General features: G+C 48.7%; 24 protein-coding genes and 1 pseudogene. 11 read left to right on the top strand and 14 right to left on the bottom strand.

What is annotated here, in order from left to right; all coding sequences use genetic code 11:
• The first annotated feature begins 76 nt into the window (after positions 1-76).
• Entirely contained in the window at positions 77-973 is an 897-nt protein-coding gene (gene hemF / locus MJ769_RS09400) for an oxygen-dependent coproporphyrinogen oxidase (protein ID WP_239236740.1), read from the top strand.
• A gap of 41 nt (positions 974-1014) precedes the next feature.
• On the opposite strand, the gene MJ769_RS09395 is transcribed toward hemF, so the two are convergent.
• The 7 genes from MJ769_RS09395 to hemA all read right to left on the bottom strand — a co-directional run bounded on the left by MJ769_RS09395 (position 1015) and on the right by hemA (position 8407).
• Positions 1015-2121 (bottom strand): enolase C-terminal domain-like protein, encoded by a 1107-nt coding sequence (locus MJ769_RS09395; RefSeq protein ID WP_239236738.1) that lies wholly within the window; start codon positions 2119-2121, stop codon positions 1015-1017.
• Complete coding sequence (locus MJ769_RS09390) at positions 2118-3788, bottom strand: GH3 auxin-responsive promoter family protein (protein ID WP_239236736.1); 1671 nt, start codon at positions 3786-3788, stop codon at positions 2118-2120. The genes MJ769_RS09395 and MJ769_RS09390 overlap by 4 nt, the downstream gene beginning before the upstream one ends.
• Positions 3781-4662, bottom strand: coding sequence for a sterol desaturase family protein (locus tag MJ769_RS09385; RefSeq protein WP_239236735.1), 882 nt, complete (start codon positions 4660-4662; stop codon positions 3781-3783). Before MJ769_RS09385 ends, MJ769_RS09390 begins: the two co-directional genes overlap by 8 nt.
• A gap of 11 nt (positions 4663-4673) precedes the next feature.
• Entirely contained in the window at positions 4674-4949 is a 276-nt protein-coding gene (locus MJ769_RS09380; protein ID WP_239236733.1) for a hypothetical protein, read from the bottom strand.
• Between the two features lie 262 nt (positions 4950-5211).
• Complete coding sequence (gene prmC, locus MJ769_RS09375; RefSeq protein WP_239236731.1) at positions 5212-6066, bottom strand: peptide chain release factor N(5)-glutamine methyltransferase; 855 nt, start codon at positions 6064-6066, stop codon at positions 5212-5214.
• 2 nt (positions 6067-6068) lie between these two features.
• Positions 6069-7157 carry a peptide chain release factor 1 gene (gene prfA / locus MJ769_RS09370; protein ID WP_239236730.1) on the bottom strand — a complete coding sequence of 363 codons (1089 nt, stop codon included), beginning with the start codon at positions 7155-7157 and terminating at the stop codon, positions 6069-6071.
• A complete protein-coding gene (hemA, locus tag MJ769_RS09365; RefSeq protein WP_239236728.1) occupies positions 7154-8407 on the bottom strand; it encodes a glutamyl-tRNA reductase in 1254 nt (417 codons plus the stop codon). The genes prfA and hemA overlap by 4 nt, the downstream gene beginning before the upstream one ends.
• 287 nt (positions 8408-8694) lie before the next feature.
• Between hemA and apaG the strand changes: the two genes are divergently transcribed.
• The 8 genes from apaG to MJ769_RS09325 all read left to right on the top strand — a co-directional run bounded on the left by apaG (position 8695) and on the right by MJ769_RS09325 (position 14893).
• A complete protein-coding gene (gene apaG / locus MJ769_RS09360; RefSeq protein ID WP_239236726.1) occupies positions 8695-9078 on the top strand; it encodes a Co2+/Mg2+ efflux protein ApaG in 384 nt (127 codons plus the stop codon).
• A 4-nt stretch (positions 9079-9082) separates the two neighbouring features.
• The gene (locus MJ769_RS09355; protein WP_239236724.1) at positions 9083-9691 is read left to right on the top strand and encodes a class I SAM-dependent methyltransferase; all 609 of its coding nucleotides are present in this window, start codon (positions 9083-9085) and stop codon (positions 9689-9691) included.
• Between the two features lie 127 nt (positions 9692-9818).
• Positions 9819-10889, top strand: a complete 1071-nt coding sequence (locus tag MJ769_RS09350; protein WP_239236722.1) for a VanZ family protein — start codon at positions 9819-9821, stop codon at positions 10887-10889.
• Between the two features lie 42 nt (positions 10890-10931).
• The gene (locus tag MJ769_RS09345; RefSeq protein WP_239236721.1) at positions 10932-11243 is read left to right on the top strand and encodes a (2Fe-2S) ferredoxin domain-containing protein; all 312 of its coding nucleotides are present in this window, start codon (positions 10932-10934) and stop codon (positions 11241-11243) included.
• Positions 11243-11857 carry an alpha/beta hydrolase gene (locus MJ769_RS09340; RefSeq protein ID WP_239236719.1) on the top strand — a complete coding sequence of 205 codons (615 nt, stop codon included), beginning with the start codon at positions 11243-11245 and terminating at the stop codon, positions 11855-11857. Before MJ769_RS09345 ends, MJ769_RS09340 begins: the two co-directional genes overlap by 1 nt.
• A gap of 164 nt (positions 11858-12021) precedes the next feature.
• Positions 12022-12435, top strand: a complete 414-nt coding sequence (hemJ, locus tag MJ769_RS09335; RefSeq protein ID WP_239236717.1) for a protoporphyrinogen oxidase HemJ — start codon at positions 12022-12024, stop codon at positions 12433-12435.
• A gap of 4 nt (positions 12436-12439) precedes the next feature.
• A complete protein-coding gene (locus MJ769_RS09330) occupies positions 12440-13582 on the top strand; it encodes a THUMP domain-containing class I SAM-dependent RNA methyltransferase (protein ID WP_239236699.1) in 1143 nt (380 codons plus the stop codon).
• Positions 13583-13600: 18 nt separating this feature from the next.
• Positions 13601-14893: a hypothetical protein gene (locus tag MJ769_RS09325; RefSeq protein WP_239236697.1), complete on the top strand. Its 1293-nt coding sequence runs from the start codon at positions 13601-13603 to the stop codon at positions 14891-14893.
• Between the two features lie 361 nt (positions 14894-15254).
• On the opposite strand, the gene MJ769_RS09320 is transcribed toward MJ769_RS09325, so the two are convergent.
• Both MJ769_RS09320 and MJ769_RS09315 read right to left on the bottom strand, forming a co-directional pair.
• Complete coding sequence (locus MJ769_RS09320) at positions 15255-15419, bottom strand: hypothetical protein (protein WP_239236695.1); 165 nt, start codon at positions 15417-15419, stop codon at positions 15255-15257.
• Positions 15420-15561: 142 nt separating this feature from the next.
• Positions 15562-15819 (bottom strand): hypothetical protein, encoded by a 258-nt coding sequence (locus tag MJ769_RS09315; RefSeq protein WP_239236693.1) that lies wholly within the window; start codon positions 15817-15819, stop codon positions 15562-15564.
• Between the two features lie 284 nt (positions 15820-16103).
• Between MJ769_RS09315 and MJ769_RS09310 the strand changes: the two are divergent.
• A pseudogene (locus MJ769_RS09310) lies at positions 16104-16713 on the top strand (transposase); the annotation flags it as partial.
• A gap of 37 nt (positions 16714-16750) precedes the next feature.
• On the opposite strand, the gene MJ769_RS09305 reads toward MJ769_RS09310, so the two are convergent.
• From MJ769_RS09305 to moaA, 4 genes are all read right to left on the bottom strand, one after another.
• Positions 16751-17470, bottom strand: a complete 720-nt coding sequence (locus tag MJ769_RS09305) for an exopolysaccharide biosynthesis protein (protein ID WP_239236691.1) — start codon at positions 17468-17470, stop codon at positions 16751-16753.
• Between the two features lie 131 nt (positions 17471-17601).
• A complete protein-coding gene (locus MJ769_RS09300) occupies positions 17602-18279 on the bottom strand; it encodes an ankyrin repeat domain-containing protein (protein ID WP_239236690.1) in 678 nt (225 codons plus the stop codon).
• 201 nt (positions 18280-18480) lie between these two features.
• The gene (moeA, locus tag MJ769_RS09295; RefSeq protein WP_239236688.1) at positions 18481-19737 is read right to left on the bottom strand and encodes a molybdopterin molybdotransferase MoeA; all 1257 of its coding nucleotides are present in this window, start codon (positions 19735-19737) and stop codon (positions 18481-18483) included.
• Positions 19738-19893: 156 nt separating this feature from the next.
• Positions 19894-21009 (bottom strand): GTP 3',8-cyclase MoaA, encoded by a 1116-nt coding sequence (moaA, locus tag MJ769_RS09290; protein ID WP_239236686.1) that lies wholly within the window; start codon positions 21007-21009, stop codon positions 19894-19896.
• 551 nt (positions 21010-21560) lie between these two features.
• On the opposite strand from moaA, the gene MJ769_RS09285 reads away from it, so the two are divergent.
• Positions 21561-21698 (top strand): hypothetical protein, encoded by a 138-nt coding sequence (locus tag MJ769_RS09285; protein ID WP_239236684.1) that lies wholly within the window; start codon positions 21561-21563, stop codon positions 21696-21698.
• Positions 21699-21813: 115 nt separating this feature from the next.
• On the opposite strand, the gene MJ769_RS09280 is transcribed toward MJ769_RS09285, so the two are convergent.
• Positions 21814-22478: hypothetical protein (locus tag MJ769_RS09280; RefSeq protein WP_320412158.1), on the bottom strand; the 665-nt coding region annotated here is incomplete at its 5' end.

The raw sequence follows: 22478 nt of genomic DNA, 5'->3' as shown, positions 1-22478 counted from the left end.
TAAAAGGCTCGAGGAATGCGCGTCTGGGTGAGTCATAGCTCACCCGCAAATAAATACGAAACTAATCGGAGAAAGCATGGATAGTGCCTCAGTCAAAAAATTCTTGTTCGAGTTGCAAGACACAATTGTGGCTCGTTTGGAACAGGTGGACGGCAATAAATTTCGGCGTGACAGTTGGGATCGCCCGGAAGGGGGTGGCGGACGAAGCTGCATCCTCGAAGAAGGAAATGTCCTGGAACGCGGCGGGGTGGCATTCTCTCATGTAACGGGCGACAAAATGCCTCCATCCGCTACGGCACATCGTCCGGAATTGGCAGGGTGTACATGGGAGGCAATGGGCGTGTCCTTGGTATTCCACCCGCGTAACCCTTATGCACCCACCGTACATATGAATGTGCGTATGTTCATGGCAAAAAAAGCTAATGGTGAAATCGCATTCTGGTTTGGCGGCGGAATGGATTTAACACCCTATTATGGTTTTGAGGACGATGCCATTCATTTCCATCAGACTTGCCAGAGCGCGCTGACCCCGTTTGGCGATCATCTCTTCCCAAAATATAAAAAGTGGTGCGATGAATATTTCTTTCTCAAGCATCGCAACGAAACGCGTGGTGTGGGTGGTATCTTTTTCGACGACTTGAGCGAGCCGAATTTTGCGACTGCTTTTGCCATTCAACAAAGCGTGGGAAACCACTTTATTTCCGCCTATGTGCCTATCCTGGAACGCCGCAAAGACACGCCTTACGGTGAACGTGAACGTGATTTCCAGCTTTATCGGCGCGGACGTTATGTCGAATTCAATCTGGTAATAGACCGTGGCACTATCTTCGGACTGCAAAGCAATGGCCGTATCGAATCTATTCTGCTATCCATGCCACCGCTGGTGAAGTGGCGCTATGACTGGCACCCAGAGAAAGGATCACATGAGGCGGAGTTGTATGAGAAATTTTTAGTGCCCAAGGATTGGGTGTAGATTTCGCTGTGGATTATTGAAGTTTGTTATTTATATGTTGATCATTCCGTCCTTATCTCAAGGCCATTCCCCGCAGCATTTTGAAAATGCCATTCTTCAGGACGCAACATTCCACCGTTACCAAACATAACGGGAGGTTCGCATACATCATGTTCGAGCAAATGAGTGCCAAATGCACCTTCCCTCGCAACTGTGGCATCACCAGCCGCCGATGCTAAAGTAATGCCGGCGCGAGAAAGAACGCTGGTTTCGCCGACATGCGCACCTATAATCAACGGCAACCCAAAAGAACGTGCAATTTTCAGGAGAGCAATGGATCGAATTAAGCCGCCCAGTTTTGATACGCGAAAATTAAGAACAAAATGGTTAGCCATATCTTTGATGTCATGAATATCCTGCGCGCAAGTAAAGCTTTCATCAAGAATAATTTTTATCCCTGTGCGATAAGCAACTTTTGACAATCCCGAAAAATCTCGCGAAACAAGCGGCTCTTCGATTGCCCAAAAGGGCTGGCCTAACTGGTCAATGTAGTTGATCACATCTAACGGGTTGCGCCAAAGGTTGTTTGCATCACCACGGATTCTCACCGGTTCCCCAGTACCAAGCAGGCACTCAATTTTTTTCAAGTCTCTTTCAAGGTCGCCTGAAAGCTTGATCTTGAAATCCCGAAATCCGACACTCACGTAATTTGAGACCTGCTTTGAAAATACAGCCAAATCATTGTCACCCAATACTGCCGAATATTTGAGAACGGGAGGGGTAGGTGGCAATGACAGCAGCGACTCAAGCGAGAGGCCTTCACTTTTACCCAACAAATCCAGTAACGCAAGCTCGATTGCGCACCAAGCCGCAGGATCCTTATCAATCACTTGCTCCTGTTTCACTACCCAAGCCTTTAGCGATTCCAGATTTGTAATATCATTGACTATGGTAGATTTATATCGGTTGATCCAATCAAATGCGGATTTCATATTTTCGCCAGTCACATATTCTCTGGGACACCCTTCACCATAGCCTATCAACGCGCCATGATTCGAGCAGGCTTCTATCCAGACACTTGCAGTCTTAGCGCGATCAGCCGAAGCATGTTTAAAGTTTGTTTTGAATGGAATTTCAAGACAAATCGCCTCCAATCGTTCGATTTTCATATCGCTACAGTTACCAATTGTGTGGTTTGAAATGGGAACCGGCATTGATGGGCATATTGCAAGGTCACCATTTTAAACTGCCCATCCTTCTGGCCAGATTGAATACAATGTGCGCGATACTTTTCGCCTGCCCCCTGCTTTAACAAAATGACCTCAAGCGGATGAAGCCTGCCACTTTCACGTTTTGTACGATACTCAATATTCAAGTCGGAGAGTGCATTATCTAAATATGTTGCAAGTTCTGCCGTGTTTTCCATCATGCCATTCACTTCCAAATATAAATGGTAGGTCTGCCGTTCCACGTCAGCCAGCATAAGATAGAAATCCGGATGAAAGTCGAGGTGCTTCTCTGCTCCGGACATCGCTTCAGTTAGCTGGCTCTCATAAAGTTTCTCACCGGTAATATTAGTGACGCCTTTGCCTTTTTGTACAAATCGGATCAATGGAGTGTTGTGATAGACCCCCTCTGCATGGACGATATCATTGATAAAATAACGGTAAAGACCTGATGGTGTGGTGATGACCAAGTAATAGTCCTGCCCAGCTTCTAGCTGATGAATGAGGCGAAACTTGCGACTTCCGGCATCCCATTCATCTGGCTCTATAAATTCGAAAAAATAATTGCTGATGGTTGGCAGACCTGCAGGCAAGTTGCAATCCACTGTAAGCGTTCCGCAGAATTCACTGGATAGATAACCTAGTTCGACCATCTGTGTCCCGGTAGAAAGTTGCGTTCTGGCTGATCGTGCGGTCACGCTGCAATTTCCACCCGTCCAAGTGGAAACAAGCCGAATGTGTGGCCATAGGTCGCTGAATGTAGCTACCCGGTCGGAATTAAATACTCTCCGCAATTCAGCCGCTCTATTGGGGTTTGGCTTCAGCATTTTTTGAATTGCTTTCCTCACATCACGTTCCAGTTCTGCTTCCCGGCTAAATCTCCCGAGTTCTATATCCTCCGTCAGCACGTCGCCCTGTTGGTTTGCCAATGCACATAATCGCAGCAACGTGGTTGGATTTGCCGCGCTGAAATAGGTGATATTATTTTCGGCAAGCGCCAGACGCAGGATCAAATCGTATTTCAGTGAATTATCTTTTATCGCAAAGACCTCAGGAGGAATCAAATATTTGTTGGCAATTGTTGGCGACATGCTGGCATACAAAAATCCAGAAGCTGAGCCCCAAGGGATTCCATTCTCGAAGCGACCTTCCACGGCAGATGCAGCCATTACCCAGATTTTGCCGCTGAACGCGAGAGGATTAAATGCATACTGGGAATAGGTCAGTAATGCTGTATATCGCTTTTGCCGCTTAAGCTCTTCGCGTACGACAGGCACGTATTTTGGCTCGCCCGTTGTACCACTGCTAGTCGCATACATGACAGGCTGTTCAGCAGTAAGTGCTGGTATGCCGCTACTAAGTTGATTTACCACATACGGCCGCAATATTTCATAAGTAATAACGGGAACCTGTTTCGCGAACTGATGGTATGACGAGATTTTATCGAAGTTGTGAGTCCTTCCATACTGTGTACTTAGGTTATCTCGCAGTATTGCCTGCAGCACCTTTTCCTGAACGTCAAGCGGGTTTTTTGCAGATTTGACCAAGTTGCGCCAATACGTATAACGTATCCCAAACATGAGAACATGTACCAGCAAGTTTTCAATCATTTATTTTCTGTTGCGAAGATGCATTGTGTCTATAGAGCTCATTTACAAACGGAGCCTTCATTTGTTGAATGATGCCCATAGGGTATTCAGGATTCAATAGCCCCAGCGTACCCACTTCGCTAGTGGGACGAGAGTATGTGCCAAAGAGACGGTCCCAGATTATGAATGCATTGGCGTAGTTCGAATTTGATTCGGCTGGGTTCTGCGAGTGGTGCCAGCGATGCAGTTCTGCTGTGCTAAATATGCCACTCAGCAAACCAAACCGTAACCGAATATTTGAATGCTGGAAGAAACCGTTAACCGAATACAACACAAACCAGAATCCAATCACATGTGGATCAACACCCATCAAAATGAATGGCAACGAATCCAGTGTGAAATGGAATATTTTTTCGATAGGATGAAAGCGGCTGGTATTGAGCCAATAGAGCCGGTCGGTCGAATGATGCACCGCATGCAGTCGCCACATAACTGGTGCAGTATGTGACAGGCGATGTAGCCAGTAGCGCATGAAGTCAGCGCTAGCAATCAACAATAATGCCTGTGCCGGGACAGGCCAATTGCGCGGCCAAATTCCGGCAAACGGCGCGTGCGGGCCAACCTGATCTGCAAGCAATAATACTATGAAAAAGCCCAACAGCTTGGGGACTGCAATTTGTATAAAGATTGTGTAGAGTAAATCATCTTTCACATCTTGTGGCCTTGGTCGCCACTTCAGTTGATAAGGTACGATTTGTTCAAACACTGCAATCAACATTGCTCCAAGCACAACTGCTCCGAAGGCACTGATGAGAAGATTGCCTCCATGACCGCTTGAAAATGCATATATTCCGACAGCCAATGAAACAACGGCAGGATAAATCAAATAATTCATCGTCTTTTCATTCATTGCAAACCCTCACTCACATCGAGTTTATTATTCTTGCATATCCAATCCATGTGGAATGCCGCAAGTGACAAGACAAAAGTAGCCAACACCAGATGGAAAAAGGCGGGAAGTGACTTATGAAACCATGGAAGCGTGGAAAGATTCGCAAAACCTATTACAAGCCGAGCTGACATGCTGAAAAAATACAATGCTCCCAAAGTCAGCAGCCATTTACCCTTGATTGGATTCTTTTGAACGCAATCCGCCGCGTGTTTGCGTGTTATGCGTATCATGACAGCTAAAATGATTATTTGACTAGTGAGCATGAGTCCATAAGGCAGAGAACTTCCTTGCCATACTTCAAGCGGGGGAAGCCACGAAACAGAGTTAAGTCGCTGAGTCAGCTGACCGATTACACGAAGCAAGAAAAGTAAACTCAACGCCCACAAATAATGTGAATATGTAGGGAACGCCAGGGTATTCTTATTGCACATAGGCGAATCTATAGCTCTGCGGATTCAACAACGAAGTTTATCGGTTGTGGCGAACATATCCTTAAGCGATACGTCCACCGCTGACCCGTTCTATCCCCGCCAGATCACACGCCGAAAATACTGCGTCGAACCCCGCCTGCCGCAGCAGATTACGAACCTGTGCGGCCTGGTCGTAGCCATGTTCAAGAAGTAACCAGCCACCGGCTTCAAGATAGTTTGGAGCATGAACCACAATATGACGGATATCGTGCAAGCCATCACTACCTGATACAAGCGCCGATATTGGCTCAAAGCGCACATCGGCCTGCGTTAAATGGGGATCGCCAGCAGCAATGTAGGGCGGATTAGATACAATGATGTTGAATTTTTGTACTGTGAATGCCTCGAACCAGTCGCTGTGTATGAAAGCTACATTGGAGATGGCCAGTTGCTGTGCGTTTGCTTGCGCAACCGTTAGTGCCGTAGCGGAAGCATCGCTGCCAAGTACTTCGATATCCGGGCGCGCATGGGCAAGCGCCAGAGCAATTGCACCACTGCCTGTACCCAGATCGAGCACACGGCATAAACCTTCCTGGGAGATACGCGGCAAAACCAACTCAACCAGCAATTCAGTTTCTGGACGGGGAATAAGAGTGGCGGGCGTCACCTTGAACTTTAACCCAAAGAATTCACGTTCACCCAGCAGATAAGCAACTGGCTCTCCCCGAAGGCGGCGCTGCAGCAATTCATGGTAATAGGTTTGCTCAGTTTCGTTCAGGCAATGCTCGGAATGCGCCAGCAACCAAGCGCGCGGGACATCTAGCACTTGTTGCAACAAACACTGTATTTCGATACGTGCGCTACTGAGGGCTATCCCCAGCACCTCGGTCAAACGGGCTGCATCTTGAAGCAGAACTGCTTGTATCGTGCGTAGCAAGCTCAGCTGCACCCTTCATTTGATAGCGCTGCTAACAGCTCTGCCTGATATTCCGCCATCAATGCGTTGCACATCTCGCTGACGTCACCATCCATAATGTGATCCATCTTGTACAGTGTGAGGTTAATGCGATGGTCGGTGACACGGCCTTGCGGGAAGTTGTAAGTGCGTATGCGTTCCGAACGGTCGCCGCTACCTACCAGCGACTTGCGCTCGGCGGCCTGCTTGGCGTGGGCGGTGCGCTCTTCTTTGTCCTTGATCCGCGCGGCCAGAACTGCCAGTGCTTGGGCCTTGTTTTTGTGCTGCGAACGGCCATCCTGGCATTCCACCACGGTACCCGTAGGAATGTGTGTTATGCGTACGGCCGAATCGGTTTTATTAATATGCTGACCACCCGCACCCGAAGCGCGAAAGGTGTCGATGCGTAAATCGGCGGGGTTTAACACCACGTCGCTGACTTCATCCGCTTCCGGCAGCACTGCCACGGTGCAGGCCGACGTGTGAATACGGCCTTGCGTTTCGGTGGTGGGCACGCGCTGCACTCTATGTGCACCAGACTCAAACTTCAGTACCGAATAGGCTCCCTGACCAACTATGCGCGCAATTATTTCTTTGAAGCCGCCTTTTTCGCCGCAACTTTCAGAAATGACTTCAACCTGCCAGCGGTTACGTTCGGCAAAACGTGTATACATGCGAAACAGATCGCCGGAAAATAATGCCGCCTCGTCGCCGCCAGTGCCCGCACGAATTTCCAGAAATACGTTGCGATTGTCATTAGGATCCTTAGGCAGCAATTTTTTTTGCAGATCCATCTCGATCTGCTCCAGTCGTTCACGCCCTTGCTTCACCTCATCCGTGGCAAATTCGCGCATTTCCGGGTCATCCGCCATTTCCAGTGCGGTTGCAATATCATCAGCGCAGGCTTGATGAGCATGGTATAGCTCCACCACGGGATCCAGCTCCGCACGTTCGCGATTAAGCTTGAGGTAGTTTTCCATATCACTCGTAGCATTTTCGCTGCTTAACAGGCGACGAACCTCGTCTAGACGCTCACCCAATTGGGTGAGTTTATTAGCAATGGTATCTTTCATTCGGAGGGACCCATGTGATAAATACGACGCAACATATCAAGGAAAGCTTCACGCTCTTCGGCTTGAACATGGTTCAGCGCATGGGTTGGTGCATGCAAAAATTTATTGGTAAGCGCATTACTTAAAGACTCTAGTACCTTTTCCGGCTCTTCGCCTTTGGTCAGCAGACGCAAGGCTTTTTCCATTTCGTGACGACGTTGGCGTTCAGCATGATCGCGCAATGCGCGGATAGTGGGCACAACCTCACGTGACTCCATCCAGTGAACGAAATCCATCACACCAGAATCAATAATCACTTCAGCTTCTTTCACCGCACCCTGTCGGGCATCCAAGCCATCACGCACAACTTCGGCCAAATCATCAACGGTATACAAGAACACATCGTCCAGTTCGGCCACTTCGGCTTCTACATCGCGAGGAACAGCGAGATCAACAATAAAAAGAGGACGGTGCTTGCGGATTTTAAGCGCGCGCTCGACCATACCTTTACCCAATATCGGCAGCGGGCTGGCGGTACTGGTCACGATGATATCGTGCTGCGCCAGTTGTTCCGGCAATTCACTCAACGTGATGGCGTGTCCGCCAATGCGCCGCGCCAAGACTTGGGCGCGGTCCAGGGTGCGATTTGCAACGGTAATGTGCTTTGGCAATTTTGCCGCGAAATGCACAGCATTCAATTCGATCATCTCCCCCGCGCCGATGAACAATACGCGCTGTTCGGCAATGCTCGGAAAAATTCGCTCGGACAACTTTACCGCAGCCGCCGCCATGGAAATTAAATTTGATCCAATTTCGGTCTGGGTACGCACATCTTTGGCCACCGAGAAGGTACGCTGGAATAGCTTATGGAGTAGAAAACCCAACGTGCCAGCCTGTTCCGCATAACGTACCGCCTGCTTCATTTGACCCAGAATTTGCGGCTCACCCAACACCATCGAATCCAGCCCACTGGCGACGCGAAAAGCGTGCTTCACCGCTTGTTCATGCGGAAGAGTATAAAGATATGGCTCAATTTCGCGCGGCTGTAATTCATGATAACTAGCTAACCAGTTAACAATCTGCGCCGGCTTGTGCGTACTGCAATAAAGCTCGGTGCGGTTACAGGTGGAAAGTATAGTCGCTTCCTTGGCTGCGCCCTGCCCGACCAAGTCGCGCAAAGCTGGCTCCATTGCATCGATATTGAACGCAATCTGCTCACGCACATCTAATGGCGCGGTCTGATGGTTAATGCCGAAGGCGAATAACTGCATAGTCCAGAAAAGACCAAAAATTAAACAAGTGCGCGATTATAGTTGCTAGCCACCATCAATACCAGCCAACTAAAACCGAATAAAATTCAGGATGATGGAAAATAATCCTTCTACGCAAAAAAATAGAGAAACACCCACGTCAGCTTTATGACCTGATTTTCGTAACCTTGCTTAAAGTTAAACTCATAACAATTAATTTTAACCTGACATGTAAGACTCACTTTGCTTTTAAAGTTCAAGTCTCAATCAGCCTTGTCATACCGAACAAAATGAGGTGTAATACCACGATGGAAAAAGACAATCAATTCAGAATAAAAATCACCACCGAAGTGAACTATCAGCCCGAGCAATCGGACGAGGCTGATAATCGCTTTGTTTTCGCTTATACCATCACCATAACTAATGAAGGCGATACCACTGTCAAATTGATCAGTCGTCATTGGATTATTACCGATGCCAATCAATATGTGCAGGAAGTGCGCGGTCAGGGCGTCGTGGGCGAACAACCGATCCTCAAGCCAAATCAGAGTTTCGAGTATACAAGCGGCTCGGTGCTTGCCACACAGGTGGGCACTATGTCTGGCAGCTATCAGATGGTAGCGGAGGACGGCACTAAATTTGACGCGCCCATTCCCCAATTCGTATTGAGTGTCCCGCGCGTACTGCACTAACGCAATGTCGCTTAAGACCAGCTACCGTTTCATCGCCCCGTTTTATGATGTATTTCTTGATCGCGTCACGCGCAGCACACGCCAGCACAGTCTGGCGAGACTACCGCAACAAGGCGAAACACGCGTGCTGCTTAGTGGTGCAGGTACCGGATTAGACTTCCGTTTTTTACCACCTCGCCATGAATACACTGCGCTGGATCTAACTGGTGCAATGTTGGCACAGGCACAGAAAAAGGCTGCCGGATTACGCATGCAATGGGTGCGAGGCGACAGCATGGTCTTACCATTCGCTTCAGGTAGCTTCGATTATGTTGTGCTGCATCTAATTATGGCGGTGGTATCACGACCGCAATATTGCCTGGCCGAAGCGGCGCGCGTACTCAGGCCGGGGGGTCATATTCTGCTTTTCGATAAGTTTCTGCGCCGTGGAGAACGCGCTTGGGTGCGGCGTGGCCTGACCCCTCTTATAGGGCGGCTGGCCACACGGCTGGACGTGGTATTTGAGGAAATGCTGGAAGCTGTACCTGGATTGAATGTGTTGGCCGATGAGCCTGCGCTTGCAAACGGTTGGTTTCGCTTGATTGAATTGCAAAAAGGCACCTCTAAAAATTAGGAAAATTTCGATTCAATTCCACCGCAACATGCACCATTTCGCTACTACCGTACGGTAAAATGTTACGCGTCGTAAATGAGCAATATAAAATAATTGGGTAAAGGGCACCTCTAAACTTAATCCGATTATGAAAGAAACTATTGCCACGTCTTCTCGCGCACGTCTGCGCACATACCTTGCCGCAGGTTATGCACTGTTCATCATGTATGCCAGTTTATCGCCGTTTTCAGGTTGGCAAGAGCAGGGGCTGGAATTTTCTGCTGTATTGGCTTTTCCGTTATTGCAGCAATATACTTGGTTCGATGCCGCCGCTAATCTGCTCGGTTATCTACCGTTTGGGCTATTGCTTGGACTGACACTGCGCGCGCGTTTCAACTTAAGCTGGACTATACTGCTCGCCACGTTGGGCGGAGTAGTGCTTTCCGCCATGATGGAATACGCGCAAATGTATTTGCCTGTTCGAATTAGCTCCAGCCTCGACTTGCTTGCCAACAGCAGCGGCGCGCTGACGGGAGCGGTTTTGGCAGCTAGCATTGCGCCACGCGAATGGTTTGCACTGCACCTGACGTATTGGCGTATGCGCTTATTTCATGGCGGAGGAGGAGTGGATTTCGGCTTGGCGCTGGTGGCGCTATGGATGTTCGCGCAAATCAATCCTTCGCTGCCCATGCTGGGCAATGTGTTCATCAGCGAAGTGGCGCGAGCACCATTCGTCGTGGTACAGCCTGAACCGTTTAATTGGATGGAAAGCACGGCGGTGCTGCTTAATATGCTGATGCTGGGAATGTTGCTGCTAACCTTGCTACGCATACGTCGCCACGCAGCAAGTACGTTGTTGCTGCTATTGTGCACAGTGGCCGTTGCCAAATTCACCGCAGCAGCCATACTGCTCAAATCATGGGCATTGCTGTTATGGCTAAACGGTGAGGCCATGCTTGGCATTTTTTCAGGCGTGCTGCTTCTGATCGCTGTTAGCGGATTATCCCGCACGCAGCTATTGAAATGTGCGGCACTGGTTGCGCTAGGTTATTGGGTGTTGGCGCACTGGATATTGGACAGCGGCGAGCCTTCTGCAGCCATGCGCCTGTACCAGTGGAATTACGGCCACCTGCTCAACTACAATGGATTGTCGCAAACGATTGCATTAGTGTTTCCGTTTCTCATGCTCGGCTACCTGTGGCGCGCTAAAAATACATAGCAGTAGGGTTGTATAATTATAATTTTTCTTGTGAGGTCTTGTATGAGCTACTATCAAAAGCATGTTTTCTTTTGCACTAACCAGCGCGAAGAGGGCGCGGAGTGCTGCAACAATATTAATGCGCAATGGATGCGGGACTATGTTAAAGATAAAGTTCAAATGCTTGGATTGTCTAATGAGACAAATCATATCCGTATCAACTCGGCAGGTTGTATGAATCGTTGCGATGAAGGGCCTGTATTGGTGGTATATCCCGAGGGGGTGTGGTACACCTATGTGGATGAGAGCGACCTCGACGAAATTATCGTTGAACACTTGCAGAATGGCCGTGTGGTGGAACGCCTGAAAATTTAATGTCCGCAATAGAAAAGGTTGCTATCCCCGGTCCAGCGGGTACGATGGAGGTAGTGGTGCATATACCGGATGTTGCACCGCGTGCTATCGCTGTGATAGCGCATCCACTGCCTACTATGGGCGGGACGATGGAAAACAAGATAGTTACCACACTGGCCAAGACTTTTGCCGAACTAGGATTCGCAGCGTTGCGCTTCAATTTTCGGGGCGTAGGTGCAAGCAGCGGCGAGTTTGATAATGGCAATGGTGAGGTAGAAGATGCACTCGCAGTAACGCGCTATGCATTAAGCGAATATGGCAACCTGCCGCTAATCCTATCCGGCTTTTCCTTCGGTGGTTATGTGCAGGCGCGCGCGGCACAGCAATTGCCTCCGCATCAACTGGTGCTGATCGCGCCGGCAGTGATGCGTAATGCGATGCCGCCGGTGCCGCACAACACGCTGCTGGTGCATGGAGAGTTGGACGAAGTTGTCTCGTTGACGGATGTTATGCAATGGGCGCGCCCGCAACGCCTGCCTATCGTAGTATTACCGGAAGCGGAGCATTTTTTCCACGGCCGTCTGGATCAGTTGAAAGAAATCGTGCGTCACAATTTCATCGGGCAAGCACTATGATCTGGGACTGCTCAATAAATTTTATCGCTTACCTATAAAGCAGACGCTGCCCGTTGAATTTATTTGCGACCCGCGCGCTGTGCAGCTTGCCTCTGCTTACCCCTTAGCGTTCTTGTCTCGCTTTGGATTTTGAATTTATACATACACTCTTAAAGAAATAAATTATGTTGTGGATTAAAGCAATACATGTAATTTTTATGGTTACCTGGTTCGCTGGCTTGTTCTATCTGCCGCGTCTGTTCGTGTATCACGCTATGAGCAAGGATAAGACCAGCATCGAGAGATTCAAAATCATGGAGCGCAAATTGTTCTACGGCATCATGACGCCGGGTGGCGTGCTGACTGTCATCTTTGGATTATGGCTGTGGCTGGGTTATGGCGTAACTGGCGGGTGGATGCACATCAAATTCACACTGGTATTATTGTTGATCGCCTACCACGTCTATTGCGGCAAGTTGCTGAACGACTTTAAAGCTGATCGCAACACGCGCGGCCATGTATTTTACCGCTGGTTCAATGAGTTTCCAGTGCTGCTTATGATTGCCATCATTATTCTTGTAATCGTTAAACCTGTATAACTAAATGTCTGAGAACTTTTTTTCACCCTGTCCGCGCGGCTTGGAAACAATGCTCGCCAATGAACTGAATACACTCGACGCGCAAGAGGTGCGTACCACCGATGGTGGCGTGCATTTCACCGGCCCCTTTTCGTTGAATTACCGTGTCAATCTGCACAGCCGCATTGCCAGTCGCGTGCTGTGGCGTGTGGCGATCACACACTACCGCAACGAGCAGGACATTTTCGATACCGCCTATGCGCTGCTGTGGAACGATTGGTTCGACACCTCACACACCATCCGTGTCAACATGACGGCAATTAAATGCCCCTTGAAAAGCCTGGATTTCGCCACACTAAAAATCAAAGATGCCGTGTGCGATAAATTCCGCGCACTCACCGGCCACCGCCCCAGCGTGGATACCCATACCCCGGATATCCGCATCCATGCTTTCCTTGAAGCCAGCCGCATGACACTGTATGTCGACACGTCCGGCGAAGCACTGTTCAAACGCGGTGTGCGCCAATATACCAACGTTGCCCCCCTGCGCGAGAATCTGGCGGCGGGCATTTTGCTGCTGGCGGGTTGGCAGCCCGGCGTGCCGCTGCTTGATCCCATGTGCGGCAGTGGCACTTTCCTGATTGAAGCGGCGCTGATGTCGCTCAACATCGCCCCCGGCAATAGCCGCAGCTTTGCCTTCGAGAAACTGAAAAATTTCGACGCCGCCGCGTGGAGCGAAATGCGCAACCAAGCGCAAGCGGCGCAAAAGCCAGTTAGTGCATTGCCGATTTTCGGCAGTGATTTATATGGTGACGAACTTAAAGCCGCGCAACTTAATCTGAAAAATGCAGGTTTGCTGGAAGCGATAACGCTCAATCAAGCGAATGTACTGGAGATTTCCGCCCCCGCCGATCATGGCGTGCTGGTGGCAAACCTACCTTATGGCGAGCGCATGGGGGATGTGGAAGAACTGCAAGCGTTATACCCAAAGTTGGGCGACGTGCTGAAGAAAAAATTCGGCGGCTGGAATGCCTATCTGTTCACTTCCGATTTACGCATGCCGAAATCCATCCGCCTGTCAGTTTCACGCCGCACACTACTGTTCAACGGCGCAATTGAATGTCGTTTATTTGAATACAAGATGGTGACGGGGAGCAATCGTAGCTGATTAAAAATATGTAATTCCATGGCTATTCTGGGGGATTCGTCAAGGTTTGACCACGACAACCGTGGTGTTGAGACTTGCCCCCTTTGTTTTTTGCTTGACCCCTATGTTTTTTGGATTACTCAGATGTTCGAACACATTGTCCTCCGCCGAGCCGAAGGTGGTCTGCCAGTATCAGCCGGTCAAATCGCGGAAGCATTACTTTACTATCAGAAAGTACATGTATTCATTGACCGTGAAACACTGTTCTACCTTATTCGGCAAATCGGAATCCCTAGCATCCTAACTCTGCTGCGTCGTCCAGAGATATCTGCTGTTTATTGCGAGGAAATGCTTGGCACTCGCACGGAATCCGTCGGCGTCTCTCAGTACCACAACTACGTGGCAATCAGATTGGCAGGCCATGAAGACGTCGGTCAGCTTAAGAGCCCGCTTGAGCGCCTGCGGTATGAGATCGAACGCCAAGGTATTTCAAAGACGGGAGCAAGGCGGTTTTCAAATACGTTCCTAGAACTTGTGCCCGTAAGAAAGTTTTCCGGCAATCACTTTCTTCAAGGCGGCATAACTCAGGCAGCGAAACTCGATCTATTAGATACAGATTATTCAGCACAAGCAATTCGCAAAGCCGTTGCCGTCTTACCCGGCGGACATGTGGTTGGCGACGATTTTCAGTTTGAATTGATCAATTCAGACCAAGGAATCTTTGTATTCACAAACATCAACCTCAAATCAATCAACCAAAGGCGAGCTCAAGCCGTACCTCCTGTCGATCCCCTAACCGTCGCTCACCTGTTGAGCAACATCCTTGATGCGCGTGCTGATCTGGTATTGGCATCGTTCTATGGAGGCGATTTTGTGACTTCCGCCGTTACATCTTCAATTATTCAGGTTCGACACGCCGAACTCTTGCGAAGATCGAAATTGAATGTGGACTCACGTCAGCAATTTACTGAAGTTGTACTACCAGACTCTCCCTGTTTGGCGGAGGTAATTGACTCAAGAGAGCGCTCATTTGACGAATTCCTTAATTTACTTGATCGTGCTGGAAGATTTAAAGACTGGCTGAAGACGGTCAATCCTGATGAGGACTTGATTCGAACCTACATGCGTGATGTTTCATCGGAAGGTTGGATCCAACGGCTTCCTGCAAAGAGTCTTCGGTACGTATTGACGCTCGCACTAGAGGCAACAAGTCCTGCAGTTGGATTTGCCTCTGGATTGATTGACAACTTTGTTGTTGAAAAGCTGCTGTCGGGATGGCGACCGAACCATTTCGTATCTGGAAAATTATCTCCATTTGTTAAGGGGTATTAGCGCAGTAGATACCGTGTGGTAGCTGGGGTTGGGTAACTGCGGAGCCAAAGGGATCAGCGCGGTAGGTTGTGCTGATGAAATGAAGCCCAAGAACACAGGGATACCAGGCTAACGGACGCAGTTCCCACTCCTATCTGGTAAGTTTTGGACACTGTTCGACAAGTTCAGTCAAGCTCTGCTCCAGAATCCATTCATCTGCTTTTGTAATAACTAAAGGCTTGCTCAGCGGACATCGGCTCAATCATTGAATAGCAAAGGCTATATAAAAGAACGAAGGGGTAGAGTAGAGAACAGGTTCTCGCCTGCCCTCCCTCATCAAACCGTACGTGCGCTATTAACGCATACGGCTTTCCGATGTTCTTCACGCCAAGGCATGCACACTTGCACGACCTACGTTACTAGTGCGACTGAGGGTGTCACACCTTTGCTCAATCATCGAGCGCGAACAGCAGGCGTCAATTGCTTGGCCTTGGTATAGAGCTTCCTCTGTAGTGTCCTGATCACATCCCGGGGTGGTTAGCAACATGGCAATCCCCTGATCCTCCACTCTTCGGTTGCATGAACAAAGCAGGGTTCCTTCCCTCGTCTGGGGTTATGTTGTCCCTCAAACTCAAACGGTACTATGAACCCCTCCGACTCCCGCTACGACCCACCGCGCTTTCGTTTCCTTATACGCAGCAGTCGATGGCCTCCCCACCATCGTAACGGGTCTCCAGCACTGGGCAATAAATCCTCGTTAACATGCCGACCCTGCTACCCCGGAAGTCGATGGATGCCACTTCCGTTATTTCAGCATCCATCCAACGGCCTTCCCCTTCTGACCACAGGGTCGGCCTCTCCAATTCGTTTACGAGGCTACGTCTAGGTTCACTTGCGTTACGGCCTGCTATCTTGCTGTTTGGAAACTTACGACCCCGAGTTACCACGACGCCGCTTCCTCATGCTACCAAGGCGTACGGACAACTCCTCGGACGGGACTTTAACCCGTTGGATCTATTACTATTACTGCGAACGGTCAGTTCTAATATTCCAACAAACTCTATTACACTTCACAGATGGCTAGACCACTCCGACTGGAATTTTCGCGTGCAATCGCGGGGTCAGGCCTGAATGGCACTTACTTAAGGCTTAATCGCATGAAGTAACGAAAGAAACAGGCTGGCATGGTGGTACGATTTAGTCGCCAAACCATCGCAACCACCCGGAGCCAGCCCGCAAGCGGCTGCCGCTGGAAACGGTCATGGGAATGGTTCGTCATACGGGCCGCTTGATCTGTGCGGAAGGCTCCGATACCTGGCTCTGGCGCGGGCGGCTGGTGCGGCTGGTGGACGGTACGACCGTGACACTGCCGGACACGCAGGCCAACCAAACCGCCTACCCGCAAAAGCGCGGACAAAAACCCGGCCTGGGTTTTCCCATTTGCCACATTGCAGGGGTTACCTGCCTGTCCAGCGGCGTCGTGCTCGACGCGGCCATGGGCGGGTTCAAAGGCAAAGGCGACGGGCAGCAGGCGCTGCTGCGGACGCTCCTGGATATATTTGGGTTTGGCGACGTGATTTTGGGGGACGCATTCTATGGCACATAAACACACCCTCCAGCTTTAGTTGGCTTGGAGTGGGATGTCAGCGCGAGAGGATGACGAGGATAACCTCAAAAAATCACTGGCGCTGGTGGCCGAGCAGTCTGTCGGCAACCGCCCCGGACAAATCGAGCCAAGGGCAATCAAGCGACGCCATAAGCCATATCAGCTACTGACAAAAACAAGGGATTTGGCAAGGAAGCAAGTGATGAAATATGGGCATCCGAAAAAGCTTAAGTAAGTGCCATTCGTAACTGACCTTTCTTCGCTGCGATCAATCAAAGAAAAGATTTGATGGTTTCTTTTATGGCATCAAGGCCTTCGGTACCGAGAAATACCAGAACATAGCCCAGCATGGCAACCCACAATAAACCAAGGAGTGCACCGGCAATTATAGCCAGCCCATCACGCATGATCACACCAATGGCCATCAAGGCTATTCCTGCGCTGGGCACGGTATTGGTGAGCGGCAAAGGAATACAGACCGACAGCGCCATAATCAAGCCGCACAAGCCAATCAGGCAAGTACCCCTTTGCGTGACAAAGTCGAGCCGAGGCTTCACCAGCAGTTCAATTTTTCTGATAAAAGGAAGCGCTGCATTCAGAATATTATCAAAGCGCTCGCGGGATATTGATTTGTCTCTCATCATCTTCGGGAACCAGATGGAATCACGACCCAGGGCCTGCTGCGCGGTTAAAAAAAGTAGTGGCGCAGCAATAATTAAATTGATGCCAAGACCGGGCAGCGGAAGAGCCGCAGGCAAAGCGAAAATGAACAACATAAATCCAAAACTGCGTTCTTGGAGCGCTTTCAGAATATGATCGATTGAAATATTGTCCTGTTCGGTGAAGCTATCTTTTAAGTCCACAAGAAGTTTTGATAAAGTACGAATTTGCATTTTCTTAAAATCTTCAGTTGGATGGTGCCTTGGATTCACATTCGAAGCCAGCACTGAATGTTGCACTTCGAATGTGAATCCAAGCTGCAAAATCGTCAAGTGAGGTAAGCAGGTACTTCGCCGCAAGGAGAAAGCTCACAAAATTGCCCCTCGCTCAGCTCAATTTTCGCTACGATTCTTTAAGTCCTACAGGCGGCGACAACCTTGGATTTTTAGAGATACCCTAATTGCTAAGGTTTTCTGTGATAAACGGTTGTATCCCCGATTAGCCGGTTGTCGGTATTGTCTGATATGGATGCGCTAAATTTGTTCTGAGCATCGGCTGGTAATAAGCTATTTTGTTCACGCACGGATTTAAGATAGCGCTGTGTTTCGCCCTTTGTCGTTTGGTCGGGGGTTGCCCTTTCAATATTTTGAATCGTGATATTCGCGCCATATTCAATTAAAAGCTGGGCGGATTCCAGATTTTCAACTTTATGTAATGCGGTATTTCCTTTTTTAATAATCATGCTCCCCGTTTCCAGTTGGACATTCGGGTTGGTACCAGCAGTCAGTAAACATTTAGCCACTTCAGGGAAGTCCACCCATATATACAAGGCGGTTAAGCCATCTTTATCTTGAAATTTAGCATCGGCCCCGTGATTAATTAAAAATATTGCAAGTTCAGGATCGTTAACGTCGAATATTGGTGGACGATTATTGTAATCCGCAATGTTTGGATCAGCTCCGTTGTCGATTAATAGCTGTGCCGCCTCTATACTTTCGATATAGTGCAACGCTGTTTTCCCAAAAAAATTTTGGATGTTTACATCTACACCAAGTTGAATTGCATTCTTCATTCCCTCTAAATCGTCATCCATTGTTGCTGTTATCAAGGATTCATCAATTTCATCAGTTTCATTTTGCATATTTATCTTCTTTAGGCTAAAGAGTTTCAAGTATTTCTAGCGGTATTTACTGGCTTTACATTATTCCCGAGAATTTATCGGGATAGTATTTCACGCATGTTAAATAGCTTGGTTATGAAAATGGTATCTATACCAGATAATTTGCATTCACGCAGTTTTGCGAGAGGCTTTGTGTATATGCAAGGCCATACTTCGGTTTGGTTAAAATGGTTGTACTTGGACAGTGCTGCCTGCTTCAAGGCGTCCCTGCGATACAGGTAACACAATGTAACAATTGGCCTTGCTCATGGAGCTGAGAATGCCAGAGCATTGAGCACCTGATGTGTGTACTATCCATCCGCCACTTTCATCTCGACTGAGAATGCCACGCTGAAATTCGGTTCGTCCGGGTACTTTTCGGATAGGGCTTAGGCAGGTAGCCTGGAGTTCAATGGTTAGTTTGGGTTGCTGCCCCATAAGCGCGCGTAAAGCGTCGCGCACGAACTGCTGGAAAGTTACCATTACTGCAACTGGATTGCCTGGCAATCCGAAAAAATGGCACGTTCCAATCTTGCCATAAGCAAGTGGCTTACCTGGCTTCATGGCTATTTTCCAGAACACAACCTCGCCAATTTCCGCTAACAGTTGCTTGATATAGTCAGCCTCACCAACGGAAACGCCACCACTGGTTATGATGACATCAGCCCGCTCGGCCGCGTCAAGCAACGCCAGTTTGAGACTGGCTTTGTCATCGCGAATGGTGCCCATGTCTATAATTTCCACACCTAGTTCACCCAACATGCCTAGCAGGCTATAGCGATTACTGTTATAAATTTGACCAGGAGCCAATGGTTTTCCTGGTTGCTGCAATTCGTCACCGGTTGAAAATAGCGCGACTTTTAGTTTGCGGTAAACTTTGATTTCACTGAAGCCAAGCGAAGCCAGAAGGCCCATCTCGGCGGGGCGAATGATCCGCCCGCTAGTTAGCACCGTAGCGCCCTGCGTAATATCTTCGCCGACCAAGCGAATGTTCTGGCCACGGGTGTGTCCCTCGCCTATTTCAATCGAGGATCCTGCGACCTGAACATGCTCTTGCATCACCACGCTATCACAGTCTTCAGGAATGAGGGCGCCGGTCATAATCCGCACGCATTCGCCTGCAGCAACTCGACCGATAAAGGCGCGTCCAGCAAAGGCACTGCCAATAAGGGTGAGTCGGCTAGGAGCGTTTGCCAAGTCGTCATAGCGCACAGCGTAACCATCCATTGCTGAGTAGTCGTGCGGCGGCACATTCATAGGGGAAAGTATGTCTGCTGCCAACGTGCGATGCAATGCGTCCTGCAGATTGATCAGTTCATGCTCCGCGAGTGGCGCGAGAAATTGCTGGATAAGCTGGCGTGCTTGTTCAACCGGCATTGAATCAGGGTCATAATCACCCATCGTTTCTAGGGCGGATAAGAAGGAAGACGTAGATTCCATGAAGATCCTTTACTAAGTTTGGCAGTCAGATAAAGCAGTTAAGGTGACGAAATAATTGCCAGGCCAATTTTCAGATTAGCCTGGTATGGGAGAACTGCCTGGATGAGTGATTTTGATGTCGCTGACAACACGGGTGCGTGCTTGCTAGCTAGCAGACTATCCACCAATATAAGACATTTCAATTTTTTTGCCTGTTTGTACCTTGCTCTTTGTATTGGCACTCCGTAACTCTGAATAGCGATCCGCACGCAACCGCCATAGGTGTGCAAGGGCAGTAGAAATTTCTTGGTCGGTTTTCCCACTCTGCATCAGTGCCCGCAAATCGTGGCCACTCTCCGCAAAAAGGCATGTGTATAGCTTGCCTTCGGTTGACAACCTGGCGCGAACGCATTCGTGACAAAAGGTCTTTGTGATGCTTGAGATCATTCCGATTTCGCCTCCGCCATCCTGATAGCGCCATCGTTCTGCAGTCTCGCCAGTGTAGTTTGGTTCGATTTCTTCAAGTGGCATATGAGCGGAAATTCGTCGCACTATTTCTGCAGATGGAATAACCTGACCCATCTCCCACTGGTTAGAAGTCCCTACATCCATGTATTCTATGAAGCGGAGTATAAATGGAGAGTCTTTGAAATAGCGTGCCATAGGTAAGATTTCCTGGTCGTTCAAGCCACTTTTAACAACCATGTTTACCTTGATTGGACCGAGGCCTACCGAGTGGGCAACATCTAGGCCGCGCAGAACATCCGATACGGGAAAATCAACGCCGTTCATGCGCTTGAAAGTGGCGTCATCCATCGAATCCAGTGAGACCGTAACACGATTTAATCCGGCATCTTTCAGAGATTGAGCTTTTTTCCCGAGTAGCGCACCGTTAGTCGTTAGCGTCAGATCCAAGTCACTGCCATCGTATGTTTTTATCTTGGCAAGCATCTCAATTAAATTTTCTACGTGCTTGCGTAATAGGGGTTCGCCACCCGTCAGACGAATTTTCTGAACGCCATGGTTAACGAAAATTTGTGTGATACGAGTGATTTCTTCAAAAGTCAGCATTGAAGACCGCGGCATAAATACGTGATCTTTACCGAATGACTCTATAGGCATGCAATAAACGCATCGGAAATTGCAACGATCCGTGAGAGAAATGCGCAAATCCTGTAATGGGCGTCCGAACGCGTCACCGATAAGCCCATTGGGCTCTTCTATAATAGCGGGGATGACCGGAGCTGTCTTTGAGTGACGATGATCAATAATAGGAATGATTTTTTTTGGCATAGCATTAGACCCAATATATTGGAGCATGGTAATAGTTAATTGTCATGGGTTCAATACTTGAACTCAGGTTATAAACAGCACGTATTCAAGTATACCTGTAGGCACGCGGCAATCTTGCTTTACAGATATCTATATGAAAAATTTATTATTTTTCAAGTCGCATTCGTTGGAACAGAAAAATATCTGTTTATATCCGACGCACTCCCATGCAGGCACGGGATTTTGTTTTGTTAGGAATGACAATATACAAGAGTGCATGTAGATATTTACATCGCAAATTATAAATTGCCCAGCGTGACAAAATAACAACTTAACTAACGAACGTTTAAACTAAATACGCACAGCACACTTTATTGTGAGAGTACACGATTGCAAGCATTTATTGCAACGCAAATTAAAATGCGTTGAATGCATGAGCTTTTTATAAAACGATATCGCAAATATTTGTTGATATTTCCTTGCTTTTCCAATAAGTCAGAGCAAACAAGCCAGTGGTGTGACACCCTACCCGAGGTGGTTGTCATATGGTATTGACGTTTTGGATATGATAAATGTCCACTGATATCCTGCTGTCCTTTAGAAACGGTGACGGGACGATGAACGATTCCTGCGTGTTGGACAAGCAACCTATAGGTTGCCGTTTCATCGGCTATGCCGACCGATATATTCTCGTCGATACGACCGTGTAAGTGTCTCGTGTCTTTTGCGTCTCTGGTGGTCTTCTGGATTGTGCAATCTTCTTATGTAGTTTCTGGCATTTGAATGCGAACTATCTTGGAATCGTACTAACCACATGAAGATGCCTTATCGCGATGGAGGACTTCTCCTAAACCCAGAGTCTGCGCTAAAGAACTCAAGCATCAAAAACTCTTCAAGTCCCGTATTATCTTCCATGCGTGCAGACAGGACGACAACGCGGTTGAGGCGTCGAGATTCCCAATTAAAGTCTCCTTCGAAATGCTTACGAATCAGCTCGATCATCCTGCGAATAATTGTGCGCTCCACGTCACCATTCAACCCGGCATCGACATCGATTATCTCGCGCCGAGAATTGTTATAGTCTGTTGTCCAACCCCGAAATGAAAATCGGGCTGTCCGAACACCCTTGCTGATAATTTGAAAGATGCCGCTTGTACCTTCTGGCATCAGATTGCGCCTGATGTTAGCCATTCTTTTCTCATCAGCTGAAAGCTGGCGCTGTTTAGATATTGCTTCTGCGTCATCACGTTCATCAGACCTCTCGGCTGCCAAGCGGCGTGCTTTGGCGGCGCTAATGTAGCTCGCCAAGTCGCCTTGAGGTGCTGAATGAGAAGCTGGGGGGGTAGCTAGCGGAGCCTCAGTCCTCGTGACTAAAGGCTTCTTCGGTATTTCCGTTTCGATAACCTCAGGCTCAGGCTTTGGCTTAGTTTTTGGTTCGGGCTTCGGCTCGGGCTTCGGCTCGGGCTTCGGCTCGGGCTTCGGTTCGGGCT

This window comes from Candidatus Nitrotoga sp. BS (genome assembly GCF_927797785.1).
Taxonomy (GTDB): Bacteria; Pseudomonadota; Gammaproteobacteria; order Burkholderiales; family Gallionellaceae; genus Nitrotoga.
This window is presented reverse-complemented; position numbering and strand designations above follow the sequence as displayed.